18 protein-coding genes are annotated in these 18298 nt (G+C 65.9%); 12 read left to right on the top strand and 6 right to left on the bottom strand.

Annotated elements, in window-relative coordinates; translation table 11 throughout:
* The first annotated feature begins 46 nt into the window (after positions 1-46).
* From ACN9MV_RS20125 to ACN9MV_RS20105, 5 genes are all read left to right on the top strand, one after another.
* The gene (locus ACN9MV_RS20125) at positions 47-1456 is read left to right on the top strand and encodes an MFS transporter (protein ID WP_093179485.1); all 1410 of its coding nucleotides are present in this window, start codon (positions 47-49) and stop codon (positions 1454-1456) included.
* Positions 1457-1502: 46 nt separating this feature from the next.
* Positions 1503-2189 carry a DsbA family oxidoreductase gene (locus ACN9MV_RS20120; RefSeq protein ID WP_426389160.1) on the top strand — a complete coding sequence of 229 codons (687 nt, stop codon included), beginning with the start codon at positions 1503-1505 and terminating at the stop codon, positions 2187-2189.
* Between the two features lie 123 nt (positions 2190-2312).
* Entirely contained in the window at positions 2313-2783 is a 471-nt protein-coding gene (locus tag ACN9MV_RS20115; RefSeq protein ID WP_426389159.1) for a hypothetical protein, read from the top strand.
* Positions 2783-4381 carry a DUF1800 domain-containing protein gene (locus tag ACN9MV_RS20110; RefSeq protein ID WP_426389158.1) on the top strand — a complete coding sequence of 533 codons (1599 nt, stop codon included), beginning with the start codon at positions 2783-2785 and terminating at the stop codon, positions 4379-4381. The genes ACN9MV_RS20115 and ACN9MV_RS20110 overlap by 1 nt, the downstream gene beginning before the upstream one ends.
* Before the next feature lie 22 nt (positions 4382-4403).
* Positions 4404-5615 carry a DUF1501 domain-containing protein gene (locus tag ACN9MV_RS20105; RefSeq protein WP_426389157.1) on the top strand — a complete coding sequence of 404 codons (1212 nt, stop codon included), beginning with the start codon at positions 4404-4406 and terminating at the stop codon, positions 5613-5615.
* A gap of 30 nt (positions 5616-5645) precedes the next feature.
* On the opposite strand, the gene ACN9MV_RS20100 is transcribed toward ACN9MV_RS20105, so the two are convergent.
* Complete coding sequence (locus tag ACN9MV_RS20100; RefSeq protein WP_093179481.1) at positions 5646-6473, bottom strand: HDOD domain-containing protein; 828 nt, start codon at positions 6471-6473, stop codon at positions 5646-5648.
* A gap of 121 nt (positions 6474-6594) precedes the next feature.
* On the opposite strand from ACN9MV_RS20100, the gene ACN9MV_RS20095 reads away from it, so the two are divergent.
* The 3 genes from ACN9MV_RS20095 to ACN9MV_RS20085 all read left to right on the top strand — a co-directional run bounded on the left by ACN9MV_RS20095 (position 6595) and on the right by ACN9MV_RS20085 (position 9476).
* Positions 6595-7338, top strand: coding sequence for a tRNA-uridine aminocarboxypropyltransferase (locus ACN9MV_RS20095; protein ID WP_426389156.1), 744 nt, complete (start codon positions 6595-6597; stop codon positions 7336-7338).
* A 185-nt stretch (positions 7339-7523) separates the two neighbouring features.
* Positions 7524-8909 carry an NHL repeat-containing protein gene (locus ACN9MV_RS20090; protein WP_426389155.1) on the top strand — a complete coding sequence of 462 codons (1386 nt, stop codon included), beginning with the start codon at positions 7524-7526 and terminating at the stop codon, positions 8907-8909.
* 123 nt (positions 8910-9032) lie between these two features.
* The gene (locus tag ACN9MV_RS20085; RefSeq protein ID WP_093050504.1) at positions 9033-9476 is read left to right on the top strand and encodes a cupin domain-containing protein; all 444 of its coding nucleotides are present in this window, start codon (positions 9033-9035) and stop codon (positions 9474-9476) included.
* Here the strand turns inward: ACN9MV_RS20085 and ACN9MV_RS20080 are convergent.
* Positions 9460-10398 carry a LysR substrate-binding domain-containing protein gene (locus ACN9MV_RS20080; protein ID WP_426389154.1) on the bottom strand — a complete coding sequence of 313 codons (939 nt, stop codon included), beginning with the start codon at positions 10396-10398 and terminating at the stop codon, positions 9460-9462. The genes ACN9MV_RS20085 and ACN9MV_RS20080 overlap by 17 nt on opposite strands.
* 130 nt (positions 10399-10528) lie before the next feature.
* Here ACN9MV_RS20080 and ACN9MV_RS20075 point away from each other — a divergent pair, with 130 nt between their 5' ends.
* Positions 10529-10918 carry a RidA family protein gene (locus tag ACN9MV_RS20075; protein ID WP_093050497.1) on the top strand — a complete coding sequence of 130 codons (390 nt, stop codon included), beginning with the start codon at positions 10529-10531 and terminating at the stop codon, positions 10916-10918.
* A 41-nt stretch (positions 10919-10959) separates the two neighbouring features.
* On the opposite strand, the gene ACN9MV_RS20070 is transcribed toward ACN9MV_RS20075, so the two are convergent.
* From ACN9MV_RS20070 to ACN9MV_RS20055, 4 genes are all read right to left on the bottom strand, one after another.
* The gene (locus ACN9MV_RS20070; protein WP_093050494.1) at positions 10960-12222 is read right to left on the bottom strand and encodes an MFS transporter; all 1263 of its coding nucleotides are present in this window, start codon (positions 12220-12222) and stop codon (positions 10960-10962) included.
* Between the two features lie 215 nt (positions 12223-12437).
* Complete coding sequence (locus ACN9MV_RS20065) at positions 12438-13868, bottom strand: MFS transporter (protein WP_426389153.1); 1431 nt, start codon at positions 13866-13868, stop codon at positions 12438-12440.
* On the bottom strand, positions 13861-14829 hold the full coding sequence (locus ACN9MV_RS20060) for a tripartite tricarboxylate transporter substrate-binding protein (protein ID WP_426389151.1): 969 nt from the start codon (positions 14827-14829) through the stop codon (positions 13861-13863). Before ACN9MV_RS20060 ends, ACN9MV_RS20065 begins: the two co-directional genes overlap by 8 nt.
* Before the next feature lie 60 nt (positions 14830-14889).
* Entirely contained in the window at positions 14890-16299 is a 1410-nt protein-coding gene (locus ACN9MV_RS20055; protein WP_426389150.1) for an amidase, read from the bottom strand.
* 43 nt (positions 16300-16342) lie between these two features.
* Between ACN9MV_RS20055 and ACN9MV_RS20050 the strand changes: the two genes are divergently transcribed.
* From ACN9MV_RS20050 to ACN9MV_RS20040, 3 genes are all read left to right on the top strand, one after another.
* A complete protein-coding gene (locus ACN9MV_RS20050) occupies positions 16343-17314 on the top strand; it encodes a LysR family transcriptional regulator (RefSeq protein ID WP_426389148.1) in 972 nt (323 codons plus the stop codon).
* A gap of 92 nt (positions 17315-17406) precedes the next feature.
* Positions 17407-17925, top strand: coding sequence for a hypothetical protein (locus tag ACN9MV_RS20045; protein ID WP_426389147.1), 519 nt, complete (start codon positions 17407-17409; stop codon positions 17923-17925).
* Between the two features lie 53 nt (positions 17926-17978).
* Entirely contained in the window at positions 17979-18245 is a 267-nt protein-coding gene (locus ACN9MV_RS20040; RefSeq protein ID WP_426389145.1) for a hypothetical protein, read from the top strand.
* The last annotated feature ends 53 nt before the right edge of the window (positions 18246-18298 follow it).

Below are 18298 nucleotides of genomic sequence, written 5' to 3'. Positions count from 1 at the left end.
GACCGACTGATTGATTTCTTTTTTTCGTCAACACTGGAGACAACACATGGCAACCAACACAGCCCATGAGCCGCAAGGCAGGCACCAGTCGAAGAAGGCCGCCGCAAGCGGCTGGATCGGCTCGGCGCTGGAGTACTACGACTTCTTCATCTACGCCACCGCGGCGGCGCTGATCTTTCCGCAGATCTTCTTCCCGAAGGGCGACCCGACGACGGCCATCGTCGCCTCGCTCGCGACCTACGGCGTGGGTTATGTCGCGCGTCCCATCGGCGCCTTCGTGCTCGGCCACTGGGGCGACACGCACGGGCGCAAGCAGGTGCTGGTGCTTTGCATGTTCCTGATGGGCTTTTCGACCGTGGCCGTCGGCCTGCTGCCTACCTATGACCAGGTCGGCCTGCTGGCTCCGGTGCTGCTGGTTCTGCTGCGCCTCATCCAGGGCTTTGCAGTGGCCGGCGAAATCTCGGGCGCGAGCTCGATGATTCTCGAGCACGCACCGTTCGGGCGTCGCGGCTTCTTCGCGAGCTTCACGCTGCAGGGTGTGCAGGCCGGCCAGATTCTGGCGGCTGCCGTGTTCCTGCCGCTGGCGCACTACATGCCCGAGGAGGCCTTCAACTCGTGGGGTTGGCGCATTCCCTTCCTGCTGAGCTTCCTGGTCATCGTGGCGGGCTACATCATCCGCCGCGAGGTCGACGAGACGCCGGCTTTTGCTGAAGTGGACAAGAAGGGCGAAGTGGCCAAGGCACCGATCGTCCAGGCCTTCACCGACAGCTGGGCCGACATGCTGCGCGTGGTCTGCATGGCGCTGATGAACGTCATTCCGGTGGTGGCCACAGTGTTTGGCGCGGCCTATGCCGTGCAGGCGGCCTACGGCATCGGATTCCAGAAAGACGTGTACCTGTGGATTCCGGTGCTCGGCAACATCCTGGCCGTGATCGTGATCCCGTTCGTGGGCAACCTCTCGGATCGCATCGGCCGCCGCCCGCCGATCATCGTCGGTGCGCTGCTCTCGGGGCTGCTGTCCTTCGTGTACCTGTATGCCATCAGCATCCGCAACGTGCAGCTGGCCATCGTCATGTCGCTGCTGATGTGGGGCATCGTGTACCAGGGCTACAACGCGACCTTCCCGAGCTTCTATCCGGAGCTGTTCCGCACCCGCAACCGCGTCTCGGCCATGGCCATCTCGCAGAACATCGGCACCACCTTCACCGCACTGCTGCCCGCTCTGTTCGCCGCCGTGGCGCCTCCCGGCTCGACCAACGTGTGGTTCACCGTGGGTGCCATCACCTTCGCTGTGACGGTGCTGGCGGCACTGGCCGCACTGAGTGCACGGGAAACCTACCGCATCCGGATGAACGACTTAGGCAAGCCCGATGCGGTGCCGGTCGACAAGCAGGAGTACGACCGCATGCGCGAGAAGACGCTGCAGGACGCGCGCCTGGCCAAGGCCGCGGCCTGAAAACCTTTCGTGCACCAAGGGTTGTGGCGCCGTGAAGAATGGCGCCATGACTACCCCTACCTCTTCCCACCTCAAGATCGACTTCGTCTCCGATGTGTCCTGTCCCTGGTGCGCCATCGGCCTGAGTTCGCTCGAGGCGGCGCTCAGGAAGGTGGCCCCCGAGGTCACCGCGGAGCTGCACTTCCAGCCCTTCGAGCTGAACCCGCAGATGCCGCCCGAAGGCCAGGACACCTTCGAGCACCTGAATCAGAAGTACGGCTCCACGCGCGAGCAGCAGGCGCAGTCGCGCGAAATGATCCGCCAGCGCGGCGCGGCAGTGGGCTTCGAGTTCAGCCCCGGAGGCCGTCCGCGTGTCTACAACACCTTCAACGCACACCGCCTGCTGCACTGGGCCGAGCTGGAGAGTTCGGCCAAGCAGGCGGCGCTGAAGAAGCTGCTGCTGAAGGCCTACTTCACCGACAGCCAGAACCCATCGGACTCCGAAGTGCTGGTGCGCGCAGCCACCGAGGCCGGGCTCGATGCAGCCCGTGCCCGCGAGATCCTGAACAGCGACGAGTTTGCACAGGAAACCCGCGAACGCGAGCGCATGTACACCGATGCCGGCATCCACTCGGTGCCCGCGATCATCATCAACGACCAGCACCTCATTTCGGGTGGCCAGCCCGTCGAGGTGCTCGAGCGCGCCCTGCGGCAGATTGCCGGCGCTGCACCTTCCAGCCTGTCCGTAGCCTGACTTAGCTGGCGCTTAGGCACCGTCTTTGCGCGGCGTTACGAGGGTAAAGAGCGTCAACGCGGAGCGGGTCCCGATGGTTGAGGATGCGTCCTCGATTCGCCATCACTCCCAGGAGCTCCGAAGATGAAGAAGAAAAGCCTAATCGCCGCACTCGCCCTCATGGCTGCGGCCTCGTTGCCCGCATTGGCCGACGAATACGGCAGGCACCCGTTCTACCTCCACGCCTTGTCCGACCTGCAAACGGCCGCCTGGAAGGTGGAGCACCGCCGCCCCGAAGACGGGCAGATCTCGCGCGACGAGCAGGTGGTGGTCGACGAGATCCATGCTGCCATCGGCGATCTGCAACGCGCGGCATGGCTCGACGGCAAGCCCCTCGAATGGCGCGAGCCCACCGATACGTGGCTGCCGCGCGACGGCCGCCTTCATGCGGCGGTCGACCTGCTGCGCAAGGTGCGCTCCGATGTGGCGCGCGAAGAAGACGACCCGCGCTCGCGGCCGTTCCAGCAACGCGGCCTGGCGCACGTAGACCTGGCGCTCAACACCGCACAGCACGCCATCGGCGACGTGCGCCATCACGACATGCGCAGGGAGTGATGGCGGTGCCGGCCGCCGCCTCGTTGTTCTCCATGCGTCGCGCCTCGATGGCGCTCGGTGCATGTGCGCTGGCCTTGCTCGCGGCCTGCGCAAGTGCACCGGGCGACCAGCGGCCGGTGGTGTCGGTGTCGTTGCCTTCCGCACCGCTCAATGACGCCGCCCGTCTGCGCTGGCTCGACCGCGTGAGCTGGGGTGCCAACGCGAGCAGCGACGCGCAGCTCGCAAAGCGCGGCCTGTCGCTGTGGATGCGCGACCAGCTCAACCCGCGCCCCGCGCCGCTGCCGCCTGCGGCGCAGGCGCAGATCGATGCGATGAGCATTTCGCGCACGCCGCTCGACCAGCTCGTCACCGAACTCGACGCACAGCGCAAGGCGGCCGATGCGCTACCCGACGAAGACCAGAAGAAAGCCGCGCGACAGGCCTACCAGCAGCGGCTCAACGACCTGGCACGCGAAGCGCAACAACGCTTCGTGCTGCGCGCCCTGTATTCGCCCAACCAGCTGCAGGAGCAGATGACGTGGTTCTGGATGAACCACTTCAACGTCAACCTGCGCAAGGACAACATCCGCGCGATGGTGGGCGACTACGAAGAGAACGCGATTCGCCCGCACGCGCTCGGCAAGTTCCGCGACCTGCTCGGCGCCACGCTGCACCACCCGGCGATGCTGCGCTACCTAGACAACGCGCAGAACGCCGCCAACCGCATCAACGAGAACTACGCACGCGAGCTGATGGAGCTGCACACGCTGGGCGTGGGCGGTGGCTATTCGCAGGCCGACGTGCAGGAGTTGGCGCGCGTGCTCACCGGCGTTGGCGTGAGCAACCAGCCGCTCGATGCGCCGCCGCCGAACGTGCGGCCGGCCGTACGCGCCGACTACGTGCGCAAGGGCCTGTTCGAGTTCAACCCCAACCGGCACGACTACGGGCCGAAGACGCTGCTGGGTCAGCCCATCAAGAGCAGCGGCCTGGCCGAGGCCGACGAAGCGCTCGACCGCCTGGCGCGCGCGCCGGCCACCGCGCGCTTCATCTCGCGCAAGCTTGCCGTGTACTTCGTCTCCGACGACCCTCCGCAGGCATTGATCGACCGCATGGCTGCTGCCTTCACCCGCAGCGACGGCGACATCGCCATTACTCTGAAGGCGCTGTTCGAGTCGCCCGAGTTCGCCGCCTCGCTGGGCCGCAAGTTCCGCGACCCGGTGCACTACGTGATGGCCGGCGTGCGGCTCGCGTACGACGACCGCGTGGTGGTGAACGTGAACCCGATGCTCAACTGGATCAACCGCATGGGCGAACAGCTGTACAGCCACGAGACGCCCGACGGCTATCCGCTCAACGAGGCAGCCTGGGCCAGTGCGGGGCAGATGAACACGCGCTTCGAGATCGCGCGTGCCATCGGTGCGAACGGCGCCGTGCTGTTTCGCGTGGACGACAAGGCGCCGTTGGAGAAGCCGGCCTTCCCGCAGCTAGCTGATTCGCACGCGGTGCGCGCAATGCAAGCCGGCATGAGCGCGGACACGCGCGAGGCGCTGGCGCAGGCGAAGAACCCGCAGGAGTGGAACACCTTCCTGCTGGCGTCGCCGGAGTTGATGCGTCGTTGATCAAGAAGAAGGACACACCGTCATGCAACGTCGAGAACTCTTGAAGCTCATGGCCGCCGCCCCGTTCGCGGGCGCCGCCGGCCAACTGATGGCCGCGCCCGCGGCCGAAGGCGCCAAGCTGCTGGTCGTGTTCCTGCGCGGCGCGTACGACTGCAGCAGCCTGCTCGTGCCAACGAGCAGCGACTTCTACTACGCCTCGCGCCCCAGCATCGCCATCGCGCGCCCCGGCACGCCCAACGGCGCGCTGCCGCTCGACGGCAACTGGGGCCTGCATCCCGCGCTGGCACAGAGCGTGATGCCGATGTTCCAGCAGAAGCAGGCATCGTTCATCGCCTTCGCGGGCATCGACGACCTCACGCGCAGTCACTTCGAAACGCAGGACTCCATCGAGCTCGGCCAGGCGCTGGACAAGCGCCGCGACTACCGCTCGGGCTTTCTCAACCGGCTGGCCGGCGTACTCGGCGCGGGGCCCGTTACCGACGTGTCGCCCATCGCCTTCACCGACCAGTTGCCCATCTCGATGCGCGGCAGCGCCAAGGCCGCCAACATGGCGATCGCGGGTAACGCACGTTCGGGCATCGACGCGCGGCAGAGCCAGATCATTACGAGCATGTACCGCAACACCGCGCTGGCCCAGCCGGTGGCCGAGGGCTTCCAGGTGCGCGACGAGGTAACGCGGGCGGTGCAGGCCGAGATGGACGCTGCCAGCCGCAACGCCATGACCGCCAAGGGCTTCGAGCTGGTGGCGCGCCGCATGGCCTTGCTGATGCGCGACCGCTTCGACCTCGGCTTTGTCGACGTCGGCGGCTGGGACACGCACGTGGGGCAGGGCGGCGCCACCGGCTACCTCGCCAACCGTTTCGAAGAACTGGGCCGCGGCGTAGCCGGCTTCGCACAGGAGATGGGCGACGACGCATGGCACCAGACCGTGGTGGTCGTCATCAGCGAGTTCGGCCGCACCTTCCGCGAGAACGGCAACCGCGGCACCGACCACGGACACGGCACCGTCTACTGGGTGCTCGGCGGCGGCCTCTCGGCGCAGGCCGGGGGGCGCGTCGTGGGCGAGCAGCAGGCGCTGACGCAGGCCACGCTGTTCCAGAACCGCGACTATCCGGTGCTCAACGAATACCGCGCGGTGTTCGGCGGGCTGTTCAAGCGGATGTATGGCCTTTCGCCGGCACAGCTCGCGCGGGTGTTCGACGGGGTGGCGCCGAAAGACCTGCAGTTGGTCTAGCGCGCGAAGAAGGTCGAGACCGGAGTACGGTCAGGCGATCATCGATTCGAGGTCCGCAGCAAGCTCACGCGGCGCCGGCATTTCCTGGACCATGTCCTCGGTGATACCGACGGCCAGCGCCGACTGGCTCGGCCAGAAGCCACCGATATTGCTCAGGTCCACGCCCTGGCGCTCCAGTGCCACGCGCCACACGGCCAGATGAAGAACGCCGCCGAGCGCATCGGCGTGTTCCGACTTTGCCGGGCTCACGAAGCTCGAAAGCCCACCGACGAGGTCGGGAGCGAAGCCCCAGCGCTGCGCCAGGGACGCACTCACGTCGCCGTAGTGATACCCGAATTCGACAAGCTCGAGTTGCGCGCGCCCCAGCGCGTCCAAGGGGTGGACGGCATTCAGCGCGGCCATGCGATCGGGCATTGCCTGCGCCATGATCAGGTGGCCGATGGCATGCATGCTGCCCGCGGTGAACGCCAGGTTGGGGTCGACGTGCCGGGTCTTCGAAGCCAGATACCTCGAGACCGACGCCACGCGCAGGCTGTGGGCCCAGAAGGCCGGAAGGTTGACTCCGTCCACCTTCCGGAAGGCGCCCGACAGACCCGAACTCACCACGAATGACCGGATGGCGGAGAGCCCGAGCATCAGGATCGCGCCCTGGATCGAGGAAATCTTTCGCCGGAGCCCGAAGAACGGCGAGTTGACCATCTGCAGCACCCTGGCCGCGAGCACCTGGTCAAGCTCGATCCGATGCGCGATGGCCGCGAAAGGCACGTCGTCGTCGCGCAGCATCTCAATCAGGTCGGACACCACCTTCGGCACGGTGGGGAGCGACTCGTCATTGGCAAAGAGTTCGTCGAGTGTCATGGCGTTATGGGTGTATTGCCTTTGTATGCAATGGATTTTCCTCCAGCGCAGGGCCTGCCAGAGCCTCTATCGGCGCGAATGTGTAATTTCTACGGATTCCGGTGGGACCGAGAATCGGCGCATGCCCCACGCCGTCTCCCTCCTTCGTGCCGCCCGCCTGGCGCGAAGTGCCAAGCCCTTTCTCGCCCGTGGTGGCTTCAAGCGCGAACGCTGCGCGGGCTGCCGCCTGGTGCCCAGCCATTGCATGTGCGCCGTGCGCCCTTCGGTGGCAACGCGCGCGGGGGTGTGCCTGCTCATGGCCGACATCGAGCCGCTCAAGCCCACCAACACCGGTTGGCTGGTCGCCGACGTGGTGGCCGATACCTTCGCCTTCGGCTGGGCCCGTACCGAAACCGATCCCGCGCTGCTGGCACTGCTGAACGACCCGCAATGGCAACCCTACGTGGTGTTCCCGGGGCAGTACGCGGCGCCCGAGCGCGTGGTTCTGACCGTTCCGTCGCCTGACCAGGCCAGCAGCGGCACCGCGAAACGCCCGCTCTTCATCCTGTTCGATGCGACATGGGCCGAGGCACGCAAGATGTTTCGCAGGAGCCCCTACCTCGACCGGCTGCCGGTGCTGAGCCTGCAGCCGGAGCAGATCACGCAGTACAAGCTGCGCAACTCCGGCCGCGACGACCATTTCTGCACCAGCGAGGTGGCCGCGATGTGCATGAACCTCGCAAGCGAGCATGCCGCCGAACAGACGCTGGATGCCTACCTGGTGGTGTTCACGCACCACTATCTGAGCGCGAAGAACCAGCAGCCCGTGGCGTGGGAGGGTGCAGCGCATCAGCGCCTGCGCGAAGTGTCCGCCTCGCGGCCCTGAAGACTCTGCCCGCCGCGGCGCCGCGCGGGCGGGCGCAGCCGTGCCTCGCTCCGCCATCTACCTAGTTCCGGTGATGGTGAAGAAACAAATAGTTAACAAGAATCAACGATTTGAAACCGCCGGTAGCACTTCGACCGGCGCGCGGGTTTCTCTTCGTGAATCGACAAAACCAAAGAGGGCAGTGGATGTTTTCCAATCGAGTGAGTTTTTACGGGCGCTGCGGCGTCGTGGCCAGTGCGATCGTGTTGCTGGCTTCCTGCGGCGGTGGGGGTGGCGGCGGCTCGGGCTTCGTGCCGATCGCTGCGCCGGCGCAACCCCAGACCCCCGTCGTCGTGACGCATACGGTCGGCGGCACCGTCACCGGCCTCACCGGCAGCCTGGTGCTTCAGAACAATGCGGGCGACGACCTGAAACTCACGGCCGACGGCAAGTTCACCTTTGCCACCGCGCTCACCGAAGGCTCGGCCTATGAGGTCAGCGTGCGCACCCAGCCCCTGTGGCAGTTCTGCACCGTGACCAAGGGCAGCGGCAAAGCCTCGGCCGATGTCGGCGACGTGGCGGTCGCCTGCTCGGCGGCGGTGGCGCAGGTGTCCACGCTCGCTGGGTCCGGCACTACCGGCTCGGTCAATGGCAACGGTACCGCCGCATCGTTCTATCTCCCGTACAGCGTGGTCGTCGACAAGAGCGGCAACCTGCTCGTGTCGGATACGGCAACGAACCTTGTGCGGAAGATCTCGCCCGCTGGCGATGTCACGACATTTGCGGGCGGTGGCGGCAGCGGTACTTCGCAAAACGGCAACGGCACTGCAGCCTCGTTCTCGGGCCTGTCCGGTCTTGCGCTGGACTCCACGGGCAATGCCTATGCTGCGGAATTCGGCGGCAACCGCATCCGCAAGATCACGCCCGCGGCCGACGTGATCACGATCGCGGGCAGTGGGGCCATCGGGTCGCTCGATGGCCACGGCACCTCTGCCACGTTCAATACCCCTTCATCGGTGGCCACGGACTCCAACGGCAACATCTACGTGCTCGAATTCATCGGCGCCGTTGTCCGAAAGATCACGCCTGCCGAGGACGTCACCACGCTGGCCGGCTCGGGCACTGCAGGCTTCGCTGACGGCACGGGGACTGCGGCATCTTTCGGGCAGGCCTACGGCATAGCGACTGACGCGGCCGGCAACATTTACGTTGCCGACAGCGGCAACAACCGGATCCGCAAGATCACGCCCGGCGGCGTGGTCATGCCGCTGGCCGGTTCGGGCCAGGTTGGCGCGACCGACGGGGCCGGCAGCTCGGCATCTTTCAGCAGGCCCGGCGGCTTGACGGTGGACAGCGACGGCAATGTCTACGTGGCCGACACAGGCAACAGCCTGCTGCGCAAGATCACGCCGGCAGGCGTGGTCTCCACGCTCGCCGGCCAGCCCGGTGTGCTGGGCGCGCAGAACGGCATCGGCGCGGCTGCCACGTTCAAGCAGCCTTACGGGGTGACGGTGGATGCTGCCGGCAATCTGTACGTGGCCGACACCTTCGGCAACCTGATCCGCAAGGTCACGCCGGTTCGCGCACCCTGAGGTCGTCGAAGACGCAGGGTCCACCGTCGGTAACGGAATGAAAAGGCTGCATCCGGAGCATCGGCATATGTCTCCTGGAGTGCGGGCGCGCAGAATCGCGCTCGCACTCCCGAGGACTTGACCATGACGATTCCGTACTTTGTCTTGACGCCCGACCGGCGTGAACTTCCTCTGAACGTGCTCGGCACGAAGGTGACGGTGCTGGCATCGAACGCGGCGACGCAGAGCTATGGCATCACCCTGCAGCGGGGTGACGAAGGAACCGGGCCGCCGCCGCACAGCCACGACTGGGACGAATCCTTCTACGTGCTCGGCGGCGAGGTCGAGTTTCTCTGCGACGGTGCTGCCCACATGTGCCGGCCCGGCACGCTCGTGCACGTACCGCGCGGCACGGTGCACGGCTTTCACTACGGCAAGGGTGGCGGGCAGATGCTCGAGATCACCGGGCAGAACGCGCTGGCCGCCCAGATGTTCGCCGCCGTCGACCACGAGATCCCGGCCGGGCCGCCCGATATTCCAAAACTGCTGGCGGTGCTTGAGCGCAACGGCGTTACCGTCGCGGCCTGACATCGCGTCGGCCGTCGACAGGCGCGTGGCGTGCCATCAGCTCGACGACCCAATCGATGAACACCCGCAGCTTGGCGCTGACATGCCGGTTCGGCGGAAACGCCACGTACAAGGGCATCGGATCGAGTTGCCAGCCTTCGAACAGAGGCACCAACTCGCCGCTCGGCAGATGTGGTTTGGCCATGTAGTCCGGTAGCCAAAGCACCCCCATGCCCGCCAGCCCGGCCGCGAGGTAAGCGTTGCCGTCATCGACCGACAGCACATAGCGGCCCTGCACTTCGATGCTCTGGTCGCCGAGGCGCATGGCATACGGAAAGGTCTTGCCGCTGCGCGACCACAGGAAGCCCACGATGCGGTGATGCGTGTCTTCCAGCTCCCGCGGGTGTGAAGGCATGCCGGCACGCTCCAGATAACTCGGCGCCGCGTAAATCCCCAACTGCAGGTCGCCCACGCGGCGCGCCATCAGCGACTGGTCGGTGAGCTCGCCGCCGCGCACAACGCAATCGACGTTCTCGCCGATCACGTCCACCATGCGATCGCTCACGCCCATGTCGAGCTGGATGTCGGGGTAGCGGGCGTGGAACGCCGGCATTGCCGGCACCAGGATCATGCGGGCCAGCGGGCTCGGCACATCAACCCGCAGCCGTCCGCGGGGCAACGCCGAGGCGCTCGACAGACTGGTCTCCGCATCGTCCATGTCGGCCAGCAGGCGTACCACGCGCTCGTAGTAGGCCGCCCCGTCGGCCGTGACGTTCACCTTGCGCGTCGTGCGGTTGAGCAGCTTCACGCGCAGCCTTGCCTCCAGTTGCTGCACCAGCTGCGTCACGCTGGTCTTGCTCATGTGCAGCGTCTCGGCCGCCTTGGTGAAGCTGCCTGCTTCCACCACGCGGGCGAATGCCTGCATTGCGTCAAAACGATCCATGCCTGCTGTTCCTGTTGATCCGACGATTGTTTGGGTTCTGCAAACAGTGATTGTTGGCTTTGCCCGTTTATCGGAGAAGCACGGCTGCCTAAAGTCCCTTCATCGTCATCAAAGAAGGAAGAAGCAACTCATGGCCAAACGCGACGTCGTTTTCCCGCCCGGGCGCCAGGCGCTCTATGAAAAGAACCGCTACTCGCCGGCAGTCCGCTCCAACGGCTTCCTGTTCGTCTCAGGGCAGGTCGGCAGCCGCGAAGACGGCTCGCCCGAGCCCGACCTCGAGGCGCAGGTGCGGCTCGCGTTCGAAAACCTGAACGGGATCCTCGGGGCCGCGGGCTGCACCTTCGACGACGTGGTCGACGTGACCGTCTTCATCGTCGACCCGGAATCGAACTTCGACACGGTCTGGAAGGTGCTGCCGGACTATTGGGGCGGCGCGCCGCACCCAACGCTGACTGGCATCGGCGTGACGTGGCTCTACGGCTTCAAGTTCGAGATCAAGGTGATCGCGAAGCTTCCCTGAAAGCCACGGCACGCCAGTTCTTCGCAATCAGGGCCGAGCGGCTACTCCTCGTCGAGTCGATCCCGTCGCATGGCACGCCAGAGCGCAAGGTCGTAGGAAATCTTTAGCAACCCGCATGCGACAAGCGGCAACGAGATCCATCCGGCCGCGAACAGGGCGCCGCTGAGCGTCGGGCTGATGGCTGCGGCCAGACTCCGCGGCACGGCGGTGAAGCTCGCCGCAGCGCTGCGTTCCGCTGGCGTCACGACCGCCATTACGTAGGCCGTTCGCGTTGGCACATCCATCGACGAGAGTGCGCTGCGGATCATCAGCAGGCCCAGCGCGACGGGCAGGCTTGGCGCCAGCGCTGCCAGCACCAGGCAGACGTTGGCCGGCAGGTGCGTGAAGACCATGGTGTTGAGCAACCCGATGCGTCGGGCGACCAGCGGCGCAGCGAGCTGCGACGCCGCGCTGAGCAGGCCGGTCCAGAAGAAGAACACGCCGGCCTGGGTCAGCGAGAAGCCGAATCGCTCCAGCAGCCACAGCGACATCAGTGCGTTGACCGTCAGTCCACCGGCAAACGCGTCGACACTGAAGAGTGCCGCCAATCGCACCACGACGCGGCGCGACGGCCCCAGGGGTGTTGGCGCGACGGGCAGGCTGTCCGCGTTGTTGGCGCCGGCGTGGGCCGGCAGATTCCGATAGAGCCAGAAGACGATCAGCCCGATTGCCGCGTAGACCACGAACATCCCGCGCAGCGCGTCGAGCCGCGCGAGCTCGCTGTGCCGAACCAGCCAGTCCGGCACGGCGGCGGCCAGCGCACCCAAGGCTGCACACAGGGCACCCAGGAGACTGTAGCGTGCAAACAATGCGGTTCGCGCATGGCCTTGTGCCGCCGCTGCCAGGCGGGCGTGCTCAAGCGGAAGAAACACGCTGACGTCGCCGGAACTGGGGTTGAGCGTGCCGACCAGCGCGACCACCAACAACGGCCAGAACGAAGACAGGCCCGCAAAGCCCAGGCCCGTAGCGGCCATCAGCAAAGCAGCGCCGCGCAGCAGCCGACCGCCAGCAAAGCGGTATCCCCAAGCGCCGACCGCGAGCGTGGCCAGCGCCGAGCCCAGCATCGTCGCGGTACTGACGATGCCTACCTCCAGCGTTCCGAGCCCGATCGACAGCAGGTAGGCCGGCAGCAGTACCGCCATGTACCCGTCCCCGAAGGCGCGAAGCCCCCGCGCCGCGAGCAAGGGCAATGCGCCAGGATCGACTCCGGAAGGCAGCAGGCGCGCGAAACCCATGCGTGGGCGAGATGCGGAAGTGGTGCTCATCGGGTTTTCACAGCCAGAAGCGCAGGGGCTTCGATGAGAGAGATGGGCCGGGGTGGCGCGGCAAGCGCAATGGGTGCGTCAGGAAAGGCGGTGTCCACGGATAGCTCCGTTGTGAGTCACCAGCGCTTGGACGGGACACCGTCTGACTTTGCAGAACGGGAGGCTGTTTTCCCGCGAGCGGCATCGTAGCAGACCCAAAACCACATTGCGTGGTTCTACGGCTTCCAGTTCGGGATCAGCGCCGCACCTGCAAGGCAAAGACAGGCGAGCATCGCGAAAGCATTTCTCGCCCCGTGAGTGAATGCAGCGACATCGACGCCCGAGAGCCCTGAACCGCCATTCCCGAGAATCATGAGCTGCGAGCTGTAGGGCAGACCGGCCATCGCCACGCTCAACGCCAAGGCCGTTCCCATCATGATTCCGGTGTTCTGCAGCGTCGAGCGCACGCCGTTCGCAATGCCCCGGCGCTGCGGCACCACGCTTTGCAGAATCGACGCGTTGTTGGGCGTCACGAAGCTCCCGATGCCCAAGCCCAGCATCCAAAGACATGCGGCCAGTTGCCCGGCGCCGATGGCCGGCTGCAGCATGGCCGCCAACAGCGCCAGCGCGCCTGCGGCAAGCAGCATGCCCGCCACGCAGATGGCAGCGGGCGAGAAGCGCCGCATCAGGCTGCCCGCAGTCGGCGCGGCCATCAGCATCCCTAGCGCGACCGGCGCGATGCGCATGCCCGCCTCCGATGGCGCCAGCCCCGCGCAAGCCTGGAGATACAGGGCCACGAGCAGCAGTGGCGCAGCCTGCGACATCGACAGGAGCAGGATGCCTGCGTACGCCGTGCGACGCCCCGAGTCCCTGAACAGCACTGGGTCGACCAAGGGGCTCGCCGTGCGCTGCTGCACCTTGGCGAACAAGAGGAGGGCGCAGACGCCTGAGAGCATGAAGGCCCACACCGGTGTGCTCGCCCAGCCGCGTGTTCCCACCATCGAGAGCGCATAGATCACGCCTCCGATGCCGGCGAATGACAGCAGGGCACCGGTCAGGTCGAAGCGCTCGGCCTTGGCCGTTGCCGCGCTCTTCGGCAGAACCCGCCACGACCATGCCAGCACGCAAAGCCCGACAGGCACGTTCAGCACAAAGAGAACGCGCCAGCCCCACCACGACACGACAAAGCCGCCAGCCAGTGGCCCCACGACCTGCGCCAGCGCGGCCACCATGGCGAGCACGCCGAGCGCCAGGCCCACCTTCCTGCGGCCGAAGGCATCGCCCACCAATGCGCTGGAGTTGGCCATGACGCCAGCCGCACCCACGGCCTGGCAGATGCGAAAGAACAGCATGGTGCCGAAGCTTGTAGCGACCGCACAGGCCGCACACGCAATCAGAAAAAGCCCCAGCCCCGCAAGAAAAAGCCGCCGCCGCCCCCACAGATCAGCCAGCCTCCCGAAGCTGAGGATGCACACCGTGCTGACCAGCATGTAAGACAGCAGGATCCAGCTCGCCTGCGATGGCGAAGCGTTCAGGCCGCGCGCCACCGAAGGCAGCGCCACGTTGAGCGCGCTGAGGTTCAGGAAGCAGAGAAACGCACCCAGGCTTGCGACAACGAGCACCGCCCACGCGGCCCTTTCCTCGTCTTCCGCCGCCGTGTCACTCATCGCTCTTGAAGCCCGAAGCCTTGACGATGGGCCGCCAGTACTCGCGGTCCTCGTTCATGAGGCGCGTCACTTCGGCGCCGGGCAGCCCGGTCGCGTCGAGCCCCATGCGGTCGAGCTGGCCGCGCACCTGCTGGCTGCGCATTGCGGCCAGGAAGGCTTTCTCAAGCTTCGCGACAACGTCCTTCGGCGTGCCCGCCGGCACGAAGGCGGCATAGGACGCGTTGGCACGGTCGAAGGCGTCGTAGCCCGCTTCCTTGAGGGTCGGAACATCGGGCAGCCAGCTAAGCCGCTTCGTGCCCGCCACGCCAAGAATGCGCAGCTTGCCTGAGCGGTGCAGCTCCAGCTGGGTGGCCAGCGCGTCGGCGCCCAGCGGCACGTGGTCGCCGATGATGTCCGTCGCCAGCGGAGCGCCGCCCCGGTAAGAGACGGCCGTGAGCGGCACGCCGATGGCCTTCGACAGCTGCCACACGCTGAAGTGCAGGCCGCCGCCGAGGTTTGTTATGCCCACACTGCCCTGAGCGGGGTTCTTCTTGATCCACGCGATGTATTCGGGAATCGTCTTGTACGGCTGGTCTGCGCCGGTGGAAACGACACTGGGCACGTTGGCCAGATGCGCGACGGGAATGAAGTCTTTGTCGACGTCGTAGTTCAGCCGCGCATAGGTCATCGGAAACAGCACGAAGGGCGGTGTTGCGCCGATGAGGATCGTGCGGCCATCGGGTCGAGCGGCCTTCACCGCCTCGATGGAAATGCGCGTGGACGCACCGGGGCGGCTCTCCACCAGAACGGGCTCCTTGAGCGAGCCGCGCAATTCTTCGGCGATGGAGCGTGCCAGGTTGTCGAGCGCTCCACCCGGCGGAACGCCGATGATGAGGCGCACGGGCGCGTTGTCGGCGTGCGCGGTGATGCCGGCCAGGGTAATCGACGCGCCGAGCACGAGTGTCTTCAGGAACGAGGTCATGGTGGCTACCTGCTGGTTGAAAAATCGGAAGAGAGAAAAGGGCAAAAAGGGGTGGTGGCTTCAGAAAGCCACGACCGGCAGCGGATTCGCCGGCCAGTGCTCCGCTTCGAACGAGGCAGCGGCTTGCAGCAGTTGCCCGTCTTCGCGGAAGCGCCCGACCAGCTGCATGCCGATGGGCAGGCCCTCGCGGTCTGCGCCGCAGGGCAGGCTGATCGCGGGGTGACCCGTGAGGTTGAACGGCATCGTCCAGGGGAACCAGTTCGCGCGCACCTCGGCGTATTGCTTGCCGTCGATCTCGATGCTGCCGAACAGGTCCTGGTCGATGGGCAGGGCCGTGCGCGAGAGCGTGGGCGTGAAGATGAAGTCGTGCGTTTCCAGCCGCGCCTGCACCTCGCGGAACAACGCAGTCCGCGCGAACATGGCCTGCTGGAAAGCGACGCCGTCCACATGCTCCGCCAGTGCAAGCTGCTTCAGCAGCGACGGGCTCATCTGGTCGCCATGCGCCGCAGCCATGGGCGCGAAGCGGCCGCGCCAGCTGGTGTGGTTGATTACGCGCCACACAGGCTCCACGTCGAAGCCTTCGCCCGACATCGGCTCCAGCACGGCACCCATCGACTCCAGCGTTGCAAGAGCGGCCTCGAAGGCAGATGCGACCTCCGCCGCAATCGGCCGCCCCACCGGCGCGGCGCAGAAAAGAATGCGCTTGCCGCGAAGGTCGCCGCCGGCTTGCAGGTCGTCGAAGTAGCGCTGGGCCGGCACGCCCAGCGACCACGGGTCGGACCCGTGCGCGCCCGTCATGGCCTGCAGCATCAGCGCCGTGTCGGCCACGTTGCGCGTGGTGGGCGTCACGTAGGTGTAGTTGCCGAACGCGTCCTGCACCTGGCTGTGGGGCACCACGCCCAGGCTCTGCTTCAGGCCGACCACGCCATTGCACGCGGCGGGAATGCGCGTGGAGCCGCCGCCGTCGGTGGCAATGGCCAGCGGCGCGATGCCCGCCGCCATCGACGCCGCCGCACCGCCGCTGGAGCCGCCACTCGTGCGCGACGCATTCCACGCGTTGCGGGTGCTTCCGAACAGCGGCGCATCGGTCAGGCACTTGGCGCCGAATTCAGAAGAGGTGGTCTTGCCGATGAGGATGGCGCCGGCCTCGCGCATCCGCGCCACGGCCACCGCGTCTTTCGTGGGCACATGGTCGCGGTGCAGCAAAGAGCCGTAGGTGGTGCGCACGTTCGCCGTATCGACGATGTCCTTCACCGTGAAGGGCAGGCCATGCAGCAGGCCCGAAGCCTCGCCGCGCATCAGCGCCTGTTCGGCCTCCCTGGCCTGCTGCAGCGCCTGTTCATGGCACAGCGTGATGAAGCAGTTCAGGTGCGGCTGCAGCGCATCGGCGCGGCGCAGCACCTCTTCGACGATCTCCACCGGCGAGAGCTCGCGCTGCGCGACCAGCCTGCGCATGGTTGTTGCTGGCATCTCGCAGATCTCGGACTTTGGAAGAAGGACGGGAAAGTTTTTCATGGCGCAAATGATTGATGCGCCGCAACAAGTCGTCCAATACTGTTTTCCAGAAAAGGCATATGCACAGCGTATGGCTACCCCAGACCTTCGAACCCTTCGCTATTTCGTGGCCGTTGCCGAGGAGCGCAGCGTCGGCAAGGCCGCGCGCCGGCTCAACATGGCGCAGCCGCCGCTGTCCGTTCACATCAAGAACCTCGAGGCGGCGGTGGGCACGCCGCTCTTTCGCAGGGCAGCGCACGGCATGGAAATAACCGATGCAGGAAATGCACTGTTTCGGCGCGCGAAAGAGGCACTGCTGCTGGCCAACGAAGGCTTCGACGCCGCGCGCGCCGTCGGCTCGGGCAGCCGGGGCCGGCTCACCATCGGCACCATGGTCGTGCTGTCTTACCTGGTGCTGCCGCGGCTGGAAAACGAATTGCGGCGCAGGCTGCCCGAGGTGGAGATCCAGTATGCGGAGCTGAACGCCGTCAACAACGTATCGGCCCTCACCAACTCGGATGTGTCGGTGGCCATCTGCATTCCTCCCATTGCGCAGGCGGGCATTGCGGCAGAGCGCATCGGCAGCCAGCCGCTGATGCTTGCGGTGCGCGCCGATTCACCCCTGGCGCGACTGCCCAGCATTCCGCTGGCGCGCCTCTCGGGCCTGCCGCTCATCGGGCTGCCCATGCCCGAGGGCGACGTAGACAAATCGGTCGTCGCGTCGCTGCTGCGGCGGCACGACGTGAGCATGCCGATTGCGCAGCGGGTCGAGACGATGGTGTCGGCACTGGCGCTGGTGCTGGCGGGGAAGGGCGTGGCGATATTGCCCGCCTGCGCGCAGATCGGGCGGCCGCCCGGGGTGGTGTTCAGGGCTTTGCGCAATGTCGATGCGCGGATGGAGATTGCGGCTTGCTGGCGGAGTGATTGGGATAGTCCGTTGATTGAGCCGTTTTTGGTTTGTGCGCGGGCGGCGGTGCGGGAGGCGGCTTAGGTGAGTAAGTGAGTCTGTTCGGGGGACGGTCGTAAGTCGCGCTTAGACTTCCGAAGTCGACCAGAACCGGACATTCAAGGCGCCACGATTTCATGCCAATAGACGCCCAACTCTCCGTCCCCGCAGACGGCAAAACAGTTGAACGCCTTCGACATTGCATGGGCTTGCGTGCTGCCTTGAGCGAGGCGAAGGTAAGTGACGGTCTTCTGTTCGTCGACGTGAAGGGCGTGTTGCTTCTCGAAGATGCGTACGGGCGCATCCAGGAACAGTCGACCTCCGATGAAGTTCTCTGGCGGACGAAAGGCGCTCGCCCTGTGCTCCACGAGGAAGATCTTGGCGACCCTGAAAAGGTGGGCCTCATCGGAAGGTGGAATCTAGACTTCCTCCGTTGGCTCCACGGCGTTTCAGCCGAAACCAGCGAGCCGGTAGAAATCAGCTACACGCATGAGCGCGGCGACACGCTCTACGAGTCTGCTTGGTGGGCGGCCGACCCGTCGTCAGCGGAGGGGCGGATCGAGACCTTCGGCATACAGAACGACGAAGGTATGGATGAGACGCTTTGGCGGGCGGAGGCGATACGCCTTTCAGATGGCCGCCTTGAACTTCGTTGAGGCTATGCTGCTTTCGGCCAGGAGCAGACATTCCCCGAGGCGACGACATTGCAATGGACCCACGCCCGCTCATTTTCCTTGAGAAGCCGTATACCGAGAACCATGGGCCGTTTTCGACTCGCCGCGTGGTGCTTTCAGGGCTTGAATCGCAGATGGAGTACTGGATTGACCTGGCTGTCGGTTGGCTGGAACAAGGCGTGCCATTAGACGAAGAAATCGTTGAAGCGCTCAGCCGAATCGCTGAAACTCGGCAGAAGGCGCAGCGACTTCGACACCGGAGTGCTGCGTTGGTCAAGCGCTGGCTTCGCGAAAATGGTTAGGTCGGAATGCGGCCAATACCAGACGTTCAAGCCTTTCTCCAATCGTCCCTCCA

The organism is Variovorax sp. R-27, assembly GCF_049913215.1.
In the GTDB taxonomy this organism is placed as follows: domain Bacteria; phylum Pseudomonadota; class Gammaproteobacteria; order Burkholderiales; family Burkholderiaceae_C; genus Variovorax.
Note: the sequence above shows the minus strand (reverse complement) of the source record. Positions and strands in the feature narration are given on the sequence as shown.

Bases quoted from the DNA above. Each gene is read 5' to 3' on its own strand.
- ACN9MV_RS20125 (WP_093179485.1), top strand. From the start codon at position 47: ATGGCAACCAACACAGCCCATGAGCCGCAAGGCAGGCACCAGTCGAAG.
- ACN9MV_RS20120 (WP_426389160.1), top strand. From the start codon at position 1,503: ATGACTACCCCTACCTCTTCCCACCTCAAGATCGACTTCGTCTCCGAT.
- ACN9MV_RS20115 (WP_426389159.1), top strand. From the start codon at position 2,313: ATGAAGAAGAAAAGCCTAATCGCCGCACTCGCCCTCATGGCTGCGGCC.
- ACN9MV_RS20110 (WP_426389158.1), top strand. From the start codon at position 2,783: ATGGCGGTGCCGGCCGCCGCCTCGTTGTTCTCCATGCGTCGCGCCTCG.
- ACN9MV_RS20105 (WP_426389157.1), top strand. From the start codon at position 4,404: ATGCAACGTCGAGAACTCTTGAAGCTCATGGCCGCCGCCCCGTTCGCG.
- ACN9MV_RS20100 (WP_093179481.1), bottom strand. From the start codon at position 6,473: ATGACACTCGACGAACTCTTTGCCAATGACGAGTCGCTCCCCACCGTG.
- ACN9MV_RS20095 (WP_426389156.1), top strand. From the start codon at position 6,595: ATGCCCCACGCCGTCTCCCTCCTTCGTGCCGCCCGCCTGGCGCGAAGT.
- ACN9MV_RS20090 (WP_426389155.1), top strand. From the start codon at position 7,524: ATGTTTTCCAATCGAGTGAGTTTTTACGGGCGCTGCGGCGTCGTGGCC.
- ACN9MV_RS20085 (WP_093050504.1), top strand. From the start codon at position 9,033: ATGACGATTCCGTACTTTGTCTTGACGCCCGACCGGCGTGAACTTCCT.
- ACN9MV_RS20080 (WP_426389154.1), bottom strand. From the start codon at position 10,398: ATGGATCGTTTTGACGCAATGCAGGCATTCGCCCGCGTGGTGGAAGCA.
- ACN9MV_RS20075 (WP_093050497.1), top strand. From the start codon at position 10,529: ATGGCCAAACGCGACGTCGTTTTCCCGCCCGGGCGCCAGGCGCTCTAT.
- ACN9MV_RS20070 (WP_093050494.1), bottom strand. From the start codon at position 12,222: ATGAGCACCACTTCCGCATCTCGCCCACGCATGGGTTTCGCGCGCCTG.
- ACN9MV_RS20065 (WP_426389153.1), bottom strand. From the start codon at position 13,868: ATGAGTGACACGGCGGCGGAAGACGAGGAAAGGGCCGCGTGGGCGGTG.
- ACN9MV_RS20060 (WP_426389151.1), bottom strand. From the start codon at position 14,829: ATGACCTCGTTCCTGAAGACACTCGTGCTCGGCGCGTCGATTACCCTG.
- ACN9MV_RS20055 (WP_426389150.1), bottom strand. From the start codon at position 16,299: ATGCCAGCAACAACCATGCGCAGGCTGGTCGCGCAGCGCGAGCTCTCG.
- ACN9MV_RS20050 (WP_426389148.1), top strand. From the start codon at position 16,343: ATGGCGCAAATGATTGATGCGCCGCAACAAGTCGTCCAATACTGTTTT.
- ACN9MV_RS20045 (WP_426389147.1), top strand. From the start codon at position 17,407: ATGCCAATAGACGCCCAACTCTCCGTCCCCGCAGACGGCAAAACAGTT.
- ACN9MV_RS20040 (WP_426389145.1), top strand. From the start codon at position 17,979: ATGGACCCACGCCCGCTCATTTTCCTTGAGAAGCCGTATACCGAGAAC.